The organism is uncultured Sphingobacterium sp., assembly GCF_964277905.1.
GTDB lineage: Bacteria > Bacteroidota > Bacteroidia > Sphingobacteriales > Sphingobacteriaceae > Sphingobacterium > Sphingobacterium siyangense.
In genome coordinates, this window is the sequence record NZ_CAXYKD010000048.1 from 1,089,082 (window position 1) to 1,103,526 (window position 14,445).

Here is a 14,445-nt window from a genome sequence, read left to right on the forward strand (position 1 = left end):
TGAATTAGTTACTGTTAATCCAATTTTATTAGTTTTGCTGGAAATTAATTTAGAACAGCAATTAAAATGGATGAGCTATTGATATCCTATATCACGAGTAAAATTACGGTAACAGAAGATGAATTACATCTAATACGCTCATATTTTAAGCCTTTAAAGCTAAAGAAAAATGAGTTTTTGTTGGCCAATGGTGAAATAAGCCAACGCTCATTTTTCGTGACCAAGGGGTGTTTACGTATTTTTTTTATTAATGAGTCTGGACAAGAAGCAACACGCTACTTTGCCTTTGAGAATCAGTTTGCAACCGCATTAGTCAGTTTTATTACAGGAGAAGAGTCCGAAGAATTCATTCAGGCTTTGGAACCTACTGAAATCTACTATATAAGTCATAAGGATTTTTATCATTTGTTGGACCTTATTCCACAGTGGGAGAAGTTCTACCGTCTCTATTTGGAAATTGCCTATGTAACAAATACAAAGCGTCTGATGTCATTTTTAATGCAAGATGCCCTTGAAAAATATCGTTTATTGTTGGATGAGAATCCAATGGTTGTCAGAAGGCTATCCAATAGAATAGTTGCTTCCTATCTGAATATTTCACAGGAGACTTTGAGCCGTTTAAAGTCAAAGCTCTAAAACTCAACTGGCCTATGCAGTTCTTAAATGCATAGGCCAGTTGAGTTTTTGAAGAAGATAGATGAAAATAGTGCAGACTGATCAATCAGGTTTAAAGATTTATTTGCTGATTTCTCTTTTTGCGAGAAGCATTATAGACAATGATCACACTAATCGTCATCAGGATAAATGCTAAGAAAAACGGCGCGCCGGAAAATTTAAATGGTGCTTTGTCATGTGTGAAATAATAAAATAGGTTTGTCATCATCGGTGGACCAATAATCGATGTTGCACTCATTAAGCTTGTTAGTGCACCTTGAAGTTCACCCTGTTCGTTTGAAGGAACATTTTTTGTAATAACAGACTGAAGAGCTGGTCCACAAATACCACCCAAGCAATAGGGGATAAGGAAGACGAACATCATCCATCCTTCGCTTGCAAACGAGAATAACAGTAGTCCAATAGCATACAGGGTCAATCCATAGAAAATGCTTTTTTGTTCACCGAGTTTGGGCGTTGTCCATCGAATTAAAACGCCCTGAACCAATCCAATCAATAATCCAATAACACCTAATGAGATACCCACCATTCTTTCTGTCCAGTCGAATTTATACATGGTGAAGAAGTTCCAGTTACTTTGAACTGCATGGCCTGCGATATATATTAAAATTAAGGCAACGATTAATCCGGATATTTCTGGATGTTTTCCAAGAAACTTAAAGGATCCAATTGGATTTGCGCGTTTCCATTCAAAAGCTCTACGTTTTTCTTTATCTAAGCTCTCGGGTAAGATAAAATAGCCATACAGGAAGTTTAGCATACACAGTCCTGCGGCCGCATAAAAGGGAACCCTGGCACCATAGTGACCGAGTAGACCGCCGATAACTGGGCCGATGATAAAGCCTAGACCAAATGCCGCGCCTATCAAGCCAAAGTTCTTTGCCCGATCTTCATCCGTAGATATATCTGCGATATAAGCACTTGCCGTTGTAAAACTAGCGCCTGTCAATCCAGCGATAACACGTCCTAAAAATAGCCAACCTATAGTTGGTGCGAGGGCAAGAAAGATGTAGTCTACAGCAAACCCAAAAAGTGAGATCAAAATAATTGGCCTTCTGCCATATTTATCACTGAGGTTACCAACGACGGGAGAACAGATGAATTGTGTGAAGGCGTAGGCAAAGCCAAGCCAGCCCCCATATTTTGCCGCTTCACTGACGTCACTATGAATCAATTCCTCGATAAGTTTAGGGACGACTGGAATAATGATTCCCCAACCCGTAATATCGATTAGTAGTGTAATAAATATGAATCCGATTGCTGCTTTTTTCCTGGAATTTTCCATCATGATTCAAAAGTAATGAAATCCTTAAAAACTTTTTTGTTATTTAATTACTAATTTGTGCTGTGTGTTATATTATCGGTTGTGTTAACAAACCGATAATAGGGGGATTTTTTCTTTCGATTGAAAGCCTAGGTGTGGATTAGATCGCTTGGCATTTGGGATGGTGCAACACAGTGAAATTACATGAATTCGCAATAAAACACAGTTTATTTGCTTGGGCATGTAAGGATAAAGCAAGTTCTATCTGGGATTCATCTGTGATGAGAACCTCGGGGTGTAATATAACTTCTGTAAAACGACCACTTCCATCTCCACCCGTTTCGAGGGTAGCGATAGCATTGTCCGTATAGGATAAAATCTCGATGCTATTTTTCGAGCAAACGTATAAATAGGACATCATGTGGCAAGAAATCAGGCTGCTAAGCAGCAAATCTTCCGGATTGTACAATGCGGGGTCACCCTTGAATGCTTTTGCTGCGGAAACTTGCAGGTCAGCTTTCCCTTCGATCGCGATGTGATGGCTCTTTGTATAAATTTTTGAACCCACAGCACTAGGCTGTTCAGGATGGTTCCAAGTTAAGGTCGCTTTAAAGATATGTTTGTAACTCATTTTGTTTCAAATTTAAGGTATTCTCCAATATTATAGAACGTCTAGTCCGCAAATTACAGAATGTGTAGGATAGGTCGAATCGACTATGTCAAAATTTTAATAGAACTGCTTAAAAATCAAAGCGACCATTATCTGGTTGAAAACGAGTATGTCCTAGGGTATTCCTTTTATTACCTTACAGAAGGATTGATCCAGCATGATATTTATCGTTTGGAGCAAATCGGCCTTTGAATAAAACTACTTTGTTTGTAATCAGACTACAGTGGCGTCTGATTACAGTACTGTTATGTGCGAACAAAAGTGATATAATCTGTGTTGATAGGTTCAATACCATTTTTTCGCATTTCGCCTGCTATTTGCGCCCTGTGATAGGTGCCATGATTAAAGACGTGTAACAGAATGTCGTTGGCCTTATTCTGAAAAGCCTGATGCTGTGTGTTTGTATAATTGATAATTTCATCCTCCGTGTCATTTCTGCGCTGAATCTGTTGCCCAAATCCTTCTGAGGCTAAATCGTGATACCTCTGGCAATCGATGATACTGTGCTCATCCCAAACACCAACAGGTGGTTTTTCACCAGTTAATCGACTTAACCAAATAATCTGAGCATTAACAATATGGCTAAAGAGCCGTATACAAGAATGAGGTACATTTTCGCCTTCACTTTTCAGTTTATCCAGTAGTGCTGTATTGGCCCAGTTATTATATAACCAAAGCTGCATAAAAGTAGTTGACATCTAATTGTTGTTTATGTGGGTTCTGTAAAATTAAATATACGGAAGATCGCAATAACTTTTTTTTGCTGAGCCTTCAATTATGGACAATTTATGTTATGTAAATAGACATTTTAGTGATTGCTACGCATTATATTTACCTTATTAGGTAAGTTTTGAAAATTACCAACTTAATTGAAATTAGAGATAACGCGATTCTATATTGATAACCTAGAAAATTACTTTATTTGCTGGATGGACTAACCGTTGAGTGCAGGCTAAAAATCATATTCATTTTAGAGCAATATATTTGTTACAATTTAATTGTTTTGTGCGTAATTCTATTTTTTTGATTTGTACAGATCCTAATTGGGATATATTCAGATTGTTAGCGTTATAGGTTGTTGTTTTTTGTCGCAGAAATGTCTTTTTGCGTTATCTCTTGACAAGTCAGACTACCACAAACTAAAGGATATCATTATATTAGACTGATATTATTGAAAAGTATGCTATCTATGAACAGGTTTTTCCAAAATTACAATACGGGGAAACGTATTATTCTTCATTTGTGTTTTTGGTTTTTGGTTTTGGGAATGCAATTCATTTCCTATCAGCGGATAGATATTGATAATTCCTGGATTTTGTTTGTAAAGGACGTCTTTTCTTTGTTGACAATATTTTATGTGACAGCATATATCATCATTCCGCGGTGGTTTATTCCAGGGAAGTTTGTATTATGTATATTATGGTTGTTGTTTATTTACGCCTGGTGGTCGTTTCTAAGTTACTTTGCTGCCCTATTAACGTTGAAATATCTAACACCAGATGTTCGCCTGTCAAGCTATCTTGAAATAATATTAAGTCAAGGAATCTTTGGTGCTTTTCGCCTTTCTTCCATTAGCGATTATTTGTTGGATTTTATTTTTTTGGTGGCGCTGCCATTGACCGTAAAAATTGTACAGGCATTTATGTCTGTCAGAAATTCAAAAATGAAACTCGAATTGAAAAATTCAGCATTGGAATTGAACAATGTCCAATTGGAACTTGCCTTTCTAAAATACCAGATTAATCCACATTTTTTACTTAATACACTTTATAGCATCTACGTGCTGGTATCCGATCATGATGAAAGAGGCGGCGAAAGTATGATGCGTTTAAGTAGTATTATGGTGTATTTACTGCATGAAAGTAATCAACCCAGGATAGAAATTAGTCGCGAATTTCAATTGCTAAAGGATTATGTTGAATTGGAAAAGTTACGCTATAGCGAGACCGTGCAGATCAATCTAAATTTGGTGGCTGAGGACGAAAACAGCATGATTGTTCCTTTGATCTTTTTTCCTTTTGTGGAAAATGCATTCAAACACGGACCTCGGTTAAGTTCTTCGGCGGGATGGATATCCGTAGACATTAAGGTTGCGGATGACAAGGTGTATATGCACGTGGCTAATGCGTATAGAGAACTTTCAAAACCAGAAAATTATGTCGGCGGATTAGGGATAGAAAATGTAAAAAAACGACTGGAACTTCATTATCCTCATAATCACAATTTGGAAATAAAGTCGCATGAGGGTGTATTTAGTGTTAATCTTGTTGTAACTTTACATTCGGAAACAGAGCCGTAGCACCAAAGCAACGGGTTGCGAAGTACTTATGAATAGAATTAAAACTATCCTTATTGAAGATGAGCCTATTGCGAGAGGCCGCCTGGAGAAATTAGTTTCCAAATTAGGCCTGATCGAAATATTGGGTGTATTCGAGAGCCCATTGCAAGCAATTGACATTTTAAGGCAGCAGGAGGTAGATCTCATTTTGTCGGATATAGATATGCCTGAAATGGACGGAATTACCTTTCTCAAGGGACTTGCTCATCCACCATTTGTTGTTTTTATAACTGGGCATTATGAGTATGCGGTCGATGGATTTGAGCTGGATGTGATCGATTATATCTTAAAGCCACTCCTGACGGAAGAGCGGTTAATCAAGGCAATTGAAAAAGTCCAAAAGGCAATTTTGTTTTCTAGAAGGGGGCCACAAGGTGAAAGAAAGGCTATTAAGATAAAGGATCGGAACAAAACTATTTTTATAGATCCGGCGGATATTTTCTATCTAAAAGCCTGGGGGGATTACATTCAAATTTATACGTTAGAAGGTATGCAAACGTTGCTGTCTACCATGAAAGATATGGAAGCAGAACTGCCTTGGGATATGTTTTCTCGTATGCATAGGTCCTATATTGTCAATATTAAACAGATCAAAGGAGTTGAGGCAAGTAAAGTCATTCTGAAAAATGGGACAGAACTCGGTATAGGTTTACAATATCGTAATCAACTTTTCGCGAAGATGGGACTCATATAATTTATCGCATTCATACGTTCTTTCTGTTTCCCAATTTGCATTTTATAATAGCCAACCATAAAGTGGTAAACAGCAAGTTCATGTAAGCGTTGATCGGACATGAACAATCGATTAATAAACATATGAATGTAGCTTGATAGTAACGATGTCCGGGTCGACTTGAATTCATCTCGATCGGTATGGCTCCGTAAGGTGTTAAATATGCTGTATTGAAGTGTATTTAGTTTCTTTTTCGATTCTTCTGGGTTGTCTAAAGGTTTGTCGAACCAGTCTTTTTTCTCTTTAAACTTATTGTTGAGATGAATCCAAAGGTTTTTATTATTATCAAATTCTTGCTGATAAAGGGTATTCATCTGTAGGCAGAAATCTCTTTTCTCGATCAGTGTAAATTTTGCAGCTTCTAATAGCGACTCAATATTTTCGAAAGCCAGGCGCCATCGATCATTGATTGAAGTACTTTGTTGAATAACCTTCAGTATCGTTTCGCTCTGTTGATAGAATAGCTCCTCACTAAGTTCCATACAAAATGGGGTATATCGTTCAATCTCCCGTGTATAAGTGTCAAAGGATAGCGTTGATATCTGTCCATCTTTAATAAACTGTTCCAGTAGGGTATTAAGCGTGGATATAACGAAATAATACTGGCTTGGATCTGAAAGCTCAACTCTAAACCTAATGTGGGGCGATGGATCGTTGTACCGAATAAAAAACCATTTTTTTAGGACATTTTGTTGACTAATTGTCGCTACGATTATGGGGAAAACCTCCTTTAACAAGGTGTCTGCAAAATGTAAACCACAATAAATCTTGACGTAAAGCCATTCACTGCCCAAAGGGAAACATCTTTTTAGGTTAGTGTCTTGCGGAGCTGATTCATTTGTGAAAGTATCCTGCTGTGATTCTATTGGAATAATGATTTCGTTGGCAAAAATATGTCCATCTTTATCTCTGGCTACTGATGAATAGTCACTCAGGATATATTCGGTTAATATGGTCTCTCTTTTGCACATATGATCCAATACGATTTCTATGCAAAAAGGATTGTCTAAATTTATCAACAGTTCATTATCGCCGCTGCTGATGATAACCATTGCAGGGATTGCTAACTCCGCTTGTATATTTTTTATGAAAGCCTGAGGGTTGCTGGGGTATTTCGCTATTTTTTGAATTCGCCACTGGGCTCTAGATAAGATAATATTTTTGTAGCTTATTCGTGGAAGCCTCGGCTGCTCTTTCATAATCCCCCAATTCCAGGAAAGATCCAACCTATTATTTTGGAACTGAAAATCTGCGAGAAACTTGTAAATATTCATACCCTGTTCAAAATTGTGGGCTGTCGTCAAACGGGGGATAACCATTTTATTGAATTTCTTGGACCACAAGATTAGACGCTGTTCTTTAACGAACAGGTGTAAGTCATTAACATCAATTTGCTCTTGTTCTTCGTCGATTGTTGGGCTTAGACAAATTGATGCCTTTCGCAGCGCAGGTCTATAAATTATATTACCAGCATTATTGTCTGGGTAATGACAAATCTCGGCAAGTATTGCATTGGGAAACTGCTGTTGCTCTCTGTTGGTCGATTCTTTTAATTTGTTATGCAATTCATCATCCAAATGTGCAAATCTGGAAATTAAGTTTCCTGACGACGAACCACCAATAGTACCCAAATTAAAGAATAAATTTTCCTGACATGAACTCCTAAGGAGATTGCCGATGGCATAGAATGAAGAAGGGATAGTATGGACTGTTTGTTTACGCTGTTTAGCGATATGATCTAGATCTTTGCCGGTCAGCCGAATTTCGTTGAATTGATTTTTTACACTTTCTACAAATTTTTCAATGACCAGATCTTGATAATGGTGGTCGCCATATTTTTTTTCGCCCGTCGGAGTGATGTTTTTAACATCCCCGAGTATCTCATCCGTTATATTGTAGACACCTTCTTGACGTCCGTAACCAATCCCAATATCGGGGTCTAGAGCTGTCGTTAGCGGAACCATTCTATCTTCATATTTAACAGAGAACGCAGTTCTAAACCGATCAAAATCTGTTAACTTAGCCTGGCTGCAAAGTGGTAGTAAATCCTGGAATTGATCTCTTATGTGATTTAATGCGGCATCTGATAAATTATTTTCTTCCATCCCCATGAGGAGGTCTCCCTGTAACGAATTGGTCATATCGAGTTCTGGAGCCAAAGGCTGCAATAATTTAAGGATGGCGGTTCGGATCTCAATGACAGATTGAGAACTATGAAGCCATTTTTTTATCGTTAATAAAGGATTTAAATAATTTTCCGTCTTATCCACTCTTTCAAGCGTCGTTATCAGGCTATCCAGATAACCTTGGCCAATTACATTGGGCTGTAATTCAGAAGATATGATTCCAAGGCTGATGAGGTTATTGACGAATAGGGGCGCATGCGTTGTTGATGCTCCAAGACCTTGCAGCAGATCGATTAATGATTGATAATGGCTGGTTCTCTTATTGCGTTCAAAATATTGGATGACTCGATCCAAAACTGGGGTAAGCCTTATGCGTTTCAGGATATGCTGTCCTTTCTTCCCATTTGTTACTTTTTGATAATATTTGTAATATTTACCATCTAAATATAAGGTCGGATTGATACGATAATAGAGTTGACTGTAAATTCTTTTGTCTTTTGATATCTGTTCAATAATTCCTGTCAAAATGGTGGCATCCAGTTTTAATACAGCTTTATTCGCATTAGTCCTAATTAACGATACCTTTTTTTCGTTGACGGCAATGTTCCCAAAAGATACCCCTGCGAATAAACCGAAAGGCGTACTTCTGGTACTCATCCTAATCGCATATTTGAGTAGTGAAGCGATCATTTTTGAGCTGCTTTCTTTCTTGTATTCAAGCCATTTTTGAACTTCTACTGAGAAGGCAGGGCTTGCGAGAAATAGGGCTTCTTTTAATTGCTCATTTTGAAACAAATGACGAAGTTTCTCTTCTATTTCATGTCTCTCTTTTATCGTTAAAAGATCAACGGCAAATGCAGCTGGAAGCAGAGGCGTGCGCAGAAGAAAATAATCGGATAAGTGGAATAATGACATGAATTAGTAGGACTAGTATTGCATGACTTGTTTTATACAGGACTGAAACATTTCGGGCGAAATTGGTTTTTGTAGTGCAAAATGCTTTCTGTTTTTGATAAATTCCGGATAATGCCAGCGTGACACAGCGGACGTAATGATCAGGATAGGAATATCGGCGATCAATTCGGCAAGTGTATTAATATTACCGCCGCTAACAATGAGATCGAGGAATAGGATGTCTGCGGATTTTAGATCATGACTAAATAATGCTGGATTTTCAATGTCTTCAACCATCTTTATCAATTGAAGATCTGGAAACATGTGAATGTATTCAACTATTTTTTTTGTCGCCAGGGGTTCATCCTCAATGAGAATACATTTAAGCTTGGGTGAAGTCATATACTCGGTTCTTTTTTTATTTAGTAGACAATCAAGACGATTGCTGTAAAGGCGCCTACCAGAACGCCTTCACAGCATTATCCTCTTTTATATTACTTTTGAAGATGTAACTGTTTTAATAGTTACCAGTTCCATATCATCAAAATCAAAAAATGAGATCGGTTCGACCAAGCAGACAGTTTGTACATCCAATACAAAATCCTCCGCTAAAAAATTTTCAATGTTTTCCATAGTTATACGTTTAAATTGTAAACAAATGTGCTTTCTACGGAAAAGAACAACGAAAAATATCGACAGAATTGAAAATGAATCGGACGAACTAAAGAATCTATTCGACGAAAAAATAGCGCCTGTTCCTATTTCTGTTCGCCGTGTATTAGATGCTGTTCGAATAGTCTGCCAGATTATGAACATTGAAAGAAGGTCCATCGTATACTGTTGGAAAATTCGACGAAATAGCATTTGAGTACGATGAAATAGCGACAGCTTTGTTGTAGGATTCTATCTGGTTCATTATTTTAGAACTATCTATTTTAGTAGCGAAAAACCATTTCTTTAGCCATTAAAGCCATGTAACGTAAATAGATAAACTAATGAGAAGGCTTGAGGTAAGTCCTTGACCAGAAAAGCATCTGCCAAATAAATAGGTGAGTAGTGTGAGCGCGTAAAACAAATGAGAATATGAATTTATCGAATGAAATGCACAGTTTTTTGAAAAGAGAAGGGTTACGGTTATTTAGAAAAAAAGTAAGCTGGCAGACCTCTGCGAAATATCAGATCTATGCAGATGGGAAAACAAAGATTGGTGTCGCATTTGACAGAATTCAAAATTTTATCGACGAAGATACCGATGCATCCGGCTGGAGTGGAATGGAAACGATTAAACTCGAAGAACGCGGTGATTATATTATCTATGGTTTTGTTGAGGAAGTGGAAAGCTAAAGAAGAATTGAGTTTAACCTGTCGTATCGTATTATCGAATAAATATTACAAATCAATTCCCTAATTGTGTAATGATTTCGATGTTATTTGTGGCCAAATTTGTTGTGTAAAATAAAACAATCAGTTATGGCGACAGATATTTATAAAGATACGGTTTATCTACCTTTAGAAGATGTTGAAAGCGAACATTGTGCTTCAATTGTCGAAAAAGGACTAGCTCAGGTCAAAGGCTTGGCGAGCTATCGGGTGGAATTGAATAATCATAGAGCTGCTATCGTACCTAAAGATAGTGAAGCGGTCGTTAGCAGTGTAAAGACGATCAAAGATCTTGGTTATGGTGTTTCTACATTGACCAAAACATTTCCAGTTCTTGGGATGACTTGCGCCTCATGTGCCAGTAGCGCCGAAAGTATGGCGAAATATGAACAAGGGGTTGTCAATGCGTCTGTAAATTTTGCAACTGGAAATCTTACAGTTGAATATTTGCCTAATATTACGGATCATTTAAAAATTCAGAAAGCAGTCCAGGCTGGTGGCTATGATTTATTAATCGAAGATGAATCTACACAGCAGGAAACATTGGAGGCTATTCACGCAGCTAAATTTCATAAGCTTAAAATCAAAACACGATGGGCAGTATTGTTATCGCTTCCCGTAGTTGTGATTGGTATGTTCTTTATGGATATGCCGTATGCAAATCCTATTATGTGGCTGTTTTCTACACCCGTAGTTCTTTGGCTAGGCAAGGACTTTTTTGTCAATGCGTTGAAACAAGCGAAACACTGTTCGGCCAATATGGATACACTTGTTGCGTTGAGCACGGGTATAGCCTACATCTTTAGCGTATTTAATATGCTCTTTGCTGAATTTTGGCATCAACGTGGCTTGCATGCACATGTGTATTTTGAGGCCGCCTCTGTTGTTATTGCTTTTATTTTATTGGGTAAATTGCTGGAGGAAAAGGCCAAAGGTAACACCTCATCTGCCATTAAAAAGCTAATGGGGTTGCAGCCGAAGACGGTTATGGTCATTCAATCGGATGGGGTAGAGCGTCAGGTTCCTATAGAAGCCGTTCATACTGGCGATATCATTTTGGTAAAACCAGGGGAGAAGATCGCCGTCGATGGTGTTGTTATCAGTGGAAATTCCTATGTTGACGAAAGTATGCTAAGCGGAGAGCCGGTCCCGGTTTTAAAAACGGGAAATGAACAGGTATTTGCAGGGACGATCAATCAAAAGGGAAGTTTTCAGTTCAAAGCTACAAAAGTTGGGCGGGAAACAATGCTTGCACAGATCATTAAAATGGTACAGGATGCACAGGGAAGTAAGGCTCCTGTGCAAAAACTGGTCGATCGAATTGCTGGTGTATTCGTTCCTGTTGTCATTGGTATTGCTATTTTAACTTTTCTACTGTGGTTTACTTTAGGTGGAGAAAACCATCTGGTACAGGGGTTATTGGCGGCAGTAACGGTTTTAGTTATTGCGTGTCCCTGTGCACTAGGTTTAGCAACTCCTACAGCAATCATGGTTGGCGTGGGTAAGGGAGCTGAACAGGGCATTTTAATTAAGGATGCGGAAAGTCTGGAGCTGGCCAAAAAGGTAAGTGCAATTGTTTTGGATAAAACCGGTACCATTACGGAAGGAAAACCTGTTGTTACTGACGTGTATTGGGAAAATAATGAAGATAATTTGAAAGGTATCCTGTTAAGCTTGGAGAAACAGTCAGAACATCCATTGGCAGAAGCTGTTGTAGGGTATTTTAATGATGTCAGAGTTACTCCAATATCCTTTATCGAAAGTATTACGGGGAAGGGTGTAAAAGGCAGTGAAGGAATCGAAACTTACTATGTAGGGAATCGCAGGTTGTTGGATGAAAATAGGATTACAATTTCGACAGAATTGATGGAACATGCTACTCAATGGGGAAATCAATCGAAAACAGTGATCTGGTTTGCCAATAGTCATACTGCATTAGCTGTAATTGCCATTGCGGACCAGATTAAGGAAACTTCTGTACGTGCAATCAAGGAGATGCAAGCAATGGGAATTGAACTATATATGCTGACTGGTGACAACGAGGCTACAGCGAGGGCCATCGCTGCGGAAACAGGGATTCAGCATTACAAAGCCGAGGTATTGCCAGAGCACAAAGCTGATTTTGTTAAGGAATTGCAGCGAAGGGGACAGGTGGTCGCTATGGTTGGGGACGGTATTAATGATAGTACAGCCTTAGCAACAGCGGATGTCAGTATTGCAATGGGAAAAGGAAGTGATATTGCAATGGATGTAGCGAAAATGACAATTATTTCTTCTGATTTGACGAAGATACCCCAGGCAATTCGACTGTCGAAACAAACGGTCGCAACGATTAAGCAAAACTTGTTTTGGGCATTTATTTATAATTTAATTGGAATTCCCCTCGCTGCAGGCATTCTGTATCCATTCAATGGTTTCATTTTAAACCCGATGATAGCTGGAGCGGCAATGGCATTGAGCAGTGTCAGTGTCGTGAGTAATAGCTTGCGGCTTCGCTGGAAAAAATAGCTAACGATGGTTGAGCTGTAGACCGTGTTTTAAACGGTAAATATTGTAAAACAAAATAGAAAAACTGTAAGTATAGCCAATTGAATTAAAGGGATATTTGTACAGATAATTAAATAGATTAATAACATTAAAATTAAATAACATGGAAAGCAAAGAACTTCAATTCAAAACAAACCTCACTTGTGGGGGATGTGTATCCAAAGTAAGTGCAGATCTAGATAATGTGGACGGTATATGTGAATGGAATGTTGACACCACAAATGCAGACAAAATTCTGACTGTAAAATCTGAAGGCGTTTCGGAAGAAGAAATAATTGACATTATCAAAAAGAAGGGTTTTAATGCAGTGACCTACTCCGCATAATTGTTCCATAAATCTATAGAAGCATCACACCCTAAAAGCTGGACAAAACTTTTAGGGTGTTTTTATGAAGTATAATTATAAGACGAAACTGAACTCAGTTTTATTAGTTATAAATTCGGGTTTCCTTTTTATCCATTTTAGTTTTAGATTCCTGTTAATTAAAATGGATAAACATGTCTTTAAAATTAAGTGTCATTTTAGAAAATTGGCGGATAATATCTTGTCCTATATTTCCATATACAGTTTCATTCTTGATTTTCGATTTTAATAGGTTTATTTTTTTAAGAGCGATCGGTTTATCGCCGATATGGAATGTATGTTGTATGACAAAGCCATCATATTCAACGTTACCACCTGCGCCTCCCATGGCGACTTTGGTCGGTATACCATATTTTTCGATATGCTGTTTGTAGGTTTCGTAAAATGGCGCATAAAGGATTGTATTTTCCGCTCCCGTATCAAAGGTATAGTGCTTTCCATCAATGGCAATAAGAGGTGATAACCCATCTATTGCAAGATTTGAAGCCTTCTTTGTAACTGTAGGTCTCTTAGGTACGATAAAAAAATCATCTCGTGTAAGCTGTACTTCTTTCAGTGCTTCTATGACTGGGAAGCCTATTATGCCATTGATCTGATAGCCAATTTGTGGGATATAAAGTGCACTGTCTGGGAAAACCAGAAATATAGCATTCGATATGTTGATGTTACCAAGTTTTAATTGTTTACAGACTGCTAAATCGGCTTTGATAGCAATACCTGTAATTGCGTCTACATCAATATCTGCACGGATAATATCCATATGAAGTCGTTTGGCCACGGACTCCGAAACTGTCGATAGATTTGCTCCGGTGTCAAATATGAAACTTGCTGTATCGCCGTTAACCTCTACCTTTAGATTCTTCAAGCTGGCTTTATCTTTCGTCATTTTAAGACGGGTATCGTCGTTAATTTGTATAAGCTGCGGCTTTACATGATCAAGTGCCGACCAGATTTTTAGATTGTTTCGGAGATCCGCTCTTGTATCTGTTGACAGCAAGGGATCGAATTCGAGTAGGATTTTTTGCGTTGTCTGTTTTGCCTCATCGTAATCTTTCAGTTTGACAAAATTATCTTCCTGAATACGTCGTATTTTTAGTCGCAGTGTGTCAGGCAATTCTTCTGTTGCTGTGTTCAGCAGTGCAATTTTTTTGTTTGAAGCGATGGGCCTATTAAAGGCATTATCGAGTATCGCCAAAATAAAAAGTTGCTCATGGGCGTTTAAAAAAGTTTTATTTACCTTAAAAAGGTCACGGGCGGTGAAGAAATCTTTTGATGCTATTAGCCGATATAGGTTATTGAATTTAGTTGACGTGGCTTGCCCGAAATTAAGCTGGGGGGTGATGAATAACAGGAAATATGTTAACAAGTATTTTTTGAAATGATTTGCTGGGAGATTCATGATGTAGTCAATAAATTGTCTTTTGATCAGTGATATGTTCACTTTTTTAAATGTC

General features: G+C 38.0%; 14 protein-coding genes. 6 read left to right on the forward strand and 8 right to left on the reverse strand.

Annotation, left to right across the window (positions count from 1 at the left end; genetic code table 11):
- Positions 1–66 precede the first annotated feature (66 nt).
- Positions 67–636, forward strand: coding sequence for a Crp/Fnr family transcriptional regulator (locus ACHWSC_RS26500; protein ID WP_070564302.1), 570 nt, complete (start codon positions 67–69; stop codon positions 634–636).
- 91 nt (positions 637–727) lie between these two features.
- On the opposite strand, the gene ACHWSC_RS26505 is transcribed toward ACHWSC_RS26500, so the two are convergent.
- The 3 genes from ACHWSC_RS26505 to ACHWSC_RS26515 form a co-directional block, all read right to left on the reverse strand.
- A complete protein-coding gene (locus ACHWSC_RS26505; protein WP_394678878.1) occupies positions 728–1,963 on the reverse strand; it encodes a TCR/Tet family MFS transporter in 1,236 nt (411 codons plus the stop codon).
- A 136-nt stretch (positions 1,964–2,099) separates the two neighbouring features.
- Complete coding sequence (locus ACHWSC_RS26510) at positions 2,100–2,570, reverse strand: OsmC family protein (RefSeq protein WP_394678879.1); 471 nt, start codon at positions 2,568–2,570, stop codon at positions 2,100–2,102.
- 284 nt (positions 2,571–2,854) lie between these two features.
- Positions 2,855–3,307, reverse strand: a complete 453-nt coding sequence (locus ACHWSC_RS26515; RefSeq protein WP_394678880.1) for a DinB family protein — start codon at positions 3,305–3,307, stop codon at positions 2,855–2,857.
- 491 nt (positions 3,308–3,798) lie between these two features.
- On the opposite strand from ACHWSC_RS26515, the gene ACHWSC_RS26520 reads away from it, so the two are divergent.
- A complete protein-coding gene (locus ACHWSC_RS26520; RefSeq protein ID WP_394678881.1) occupies positions 3,799–4,908 on the forward strand; it encodes a sensor histidine kinase in 1,110 nt (369 codons plus the stop codon).
- Positions 4,909–4,936: 28 nt separating this feature from the next.
- A complete protein-coding gene (locus tag ACHWSC_RS26525; RefSeq protein WP_394678882.1) occupies positions 4,937–5,641 on the forward strand; it encodes a LytR/AlgR family response regulator transcription factor in 705 nt (234 codons plus the stop codon).
- Here ACHWSC_RS26525 and ACHWSC_RS26530 read toward each other — a convergent pair.
- The 4 genes from ACHWSC_RS26530 to ACHWSC_RS26545 form a co-directional block, all read right to left on the reverse strand.
- Positions 5,611–8,721: a lantibiotic dehydratase gene (locus tag ACHWSC_RS26530; RefSeq protein ID WP_394678883.1), complete on the reverse strand. Its 3,111-nt coding sequence runs from the start codon at positions 8,719–8,721 to the stop codon at positions 5,611–5,613. The two genes, ACHWSC_RS26525 and ACHWSC_RS26530, sit on opposite strands and share 31 nt — an antisense overlap.
- A 12-nt stretch (positions 8,722–8,733) precedes the next feature.
- Positions 8,734–9,102 carry a hypothetical protein gene (locus ACHWSC_RS26535; protein WP_075992579.1) on the reverse strand — a complete coding sequence of 123 codons (369 nt, stop codon included), beginning with the start codon at positions 9,100–9,102 and terminating at the stop codon, positions 8,734–8,736.
- Positions 9,103–9,189: 87 nt separating this feature from the next.
- Positions 9,190–9,333 carry a hypothetical protein gene (locus tag ACHWSC_RS26540; RefSeq protein ID WP_394678884.1) on the reverse strand — a complete coding sequence of 48 codons (144 nt, stop codon included), beginning with the start codon at positions 9,331–9,333 and terminating at the stop codon, positions 9,190–9,192.
- Positions 9,334–9,478: 145 nt separating this feature from the next.
- Positions 9,479–9,616 (reverse strand): hypothetical protein, encoded by a 138-nt coding sequence (locus ACHWSC_RS26545; RefSeq protein ID WP_394678885.1) that lies wholly within the window; start codon positions 9,614–9,616, stop codon positions 9,479–9,481.
- Positions 9,617–9,783: 167 nt separating this feature from the next.
- Here ACHWSC_RS26545 and ACHWSC_RS26550 point away from each other — a divergent pair, with 167 nt between their 5' ends.
- From ACHWSC_RS26550 to ACHWSC_RS26560, 3 genes are all read left to right on the forward strand, one after another.
- Positions 9,784–10,044 (forward strand): hypothetical protein, encoded by a 261-nt coding sequence (locus tag ACHWSC_RS26550; RefSeq protein ID WP_147420971.1) that lies wholly within the window; start codon positions 9,784–9,786, stop codon positions 10,042–10,044.
- A gap of 126 nt (positions 10,045–10,170) precedes the next feature.
- Entirely contained in the window at positions 10,171–12,588 is a 2,418-nt protein-coding gene (locus ACHWSC_RS26555) for a heavy metal translocating P-type ATPase (protein WP_394678886.1), read from the forward strand.
- 142 nt (positions 12,589–12,730) lie between these two features.
- The gene (locus tag ACHWSC_RS26560; protein WP_394678887.1) at positions 12,731–12,952 is read left to right on the forward strand and encodes a heavy-metal-associated domain-containing protein; all 222 of its coding nucleotides are present in this window, start codon (positions 12,731–12,733) and stop codon (positions 12,950–12,952) included.
- A gap of 154 nt (positions 12,953–13,106) precedes the next feature.
- Here ACHWSC_RS26560 and ACHWSC_RS26565 read toward each other — a convergent pair whose 3' ends face one another.
- Entirely contained in the window at positions 13,107–14,432 is a 1,326-nt protein-coding gene (locus ACHWSC_RS26565; protein ID WP_394678888.1) for a retropepsin-like aspartic protease, read from the reverse strand.
- Between the last annotated feature and the right edge of the window lie 13 nt (positions 14,433–14,445).

What these genes read in the sequence shown, in the direction of transcription:
- ACHWSC_RS26560 (WP_394678887.1), top strand. Translation starts at nt 12,731, where the DNA reads ATGGAAAGCAAAGAACTTCAATTCAAAACAAACCTCACTTGTGGGGGA.
- ACHWSC_RS26535 (WP_075992579.1), bottom strand. Translation starts at nt 9,102, where the DNA reads ATGACTTCACCCAAGCTTAAATGTATTCTCATTGAGGATGAACCCCTG.
- ACHWSC_RS26550 (WP_147420971.1), top strand. Translation starts at nt 9,784, where the DNA reads ATGAATTTATCGAATGAAATGCACAGTTTTTTGAAAAGAGAAGGGTTA.
- ACHWSC_RS26555 (WP_394678886.1), top strand. Translation starts at nt 10,171, where the DNA reads ATGGCGACAGATATTTATAAAGATACGGTTTATCTACCTTTAGAAGAT.
- ACHWSC_RS26545 (WP_394678885.1), bottom strand. Translation starts at nt 9,616, where the DNA reads ATGAACCAGATAGAATCCTACAACAAAGCTGTCGCTATTTCATCGTAC.
- ACHWSC_RS26540 (WP_394678884.1), bottom strand. Translation starts at nt 9,333, where the DNA reads ATGGAAAACATTGAAAATTTTTTAGCGGAGGATTTTGTATTGGATGTA.
- ACHWSC_RS26520 (WP_394678881.1), top strand. Translation starts at nt 3,799, where the DNA reads ATGAACAGGTTTTTCCAAAATTACAATACGGGGAAACGTATTATTCTT.
- ACHWSC_RS26530 (WP_394678883.1), bottom strand. Translation starts at nt 8,721, where the DNA reads ATGTCATTATTCCACTTATCCGATTATTTTCTTCTGCGCACGCCTCTG.
- ACHWSC_RS26510 (WP_394678879.1), bottom strand. Translation starts at nt 2,570, where the DNA reads ATGAGTTACAAACATATCTTTAAAGCGACCTTAACTTGGAACCATCCT.
- ACHWSC_RS26505 (WP_394678878.1), bottom strand. Translation starts at nt 1,963, where the DNA reads ATGATGGAAAATTCCAGGAAAAAAGCAGCAATCGGATTCATATTTATT.
- ACHWSC_RS26525 (WP_394678882.1), top strand. Translation starts at nt 4,937, where the DNA reads ATGAATAGAATTAAAACTATCCTTATTGAAGATGAGCCTATTGCGAGA.
- ACHWSC_RS26500 (WP_070564302.1), top strand. Translation starts at nt 67, where the DNA reads ATGGATGAGCTATTGATATCCTATATCACGAGTAAAATTACGGTAACA.
- ACHWSC_RS26515 (WP_394678880.1), bottom strand. Translation starts at nt 3,307, where the DNA reads ATGTCAACTACTTTTATGCAGCTTTGGTTATATAATAACTGGGCCAAT.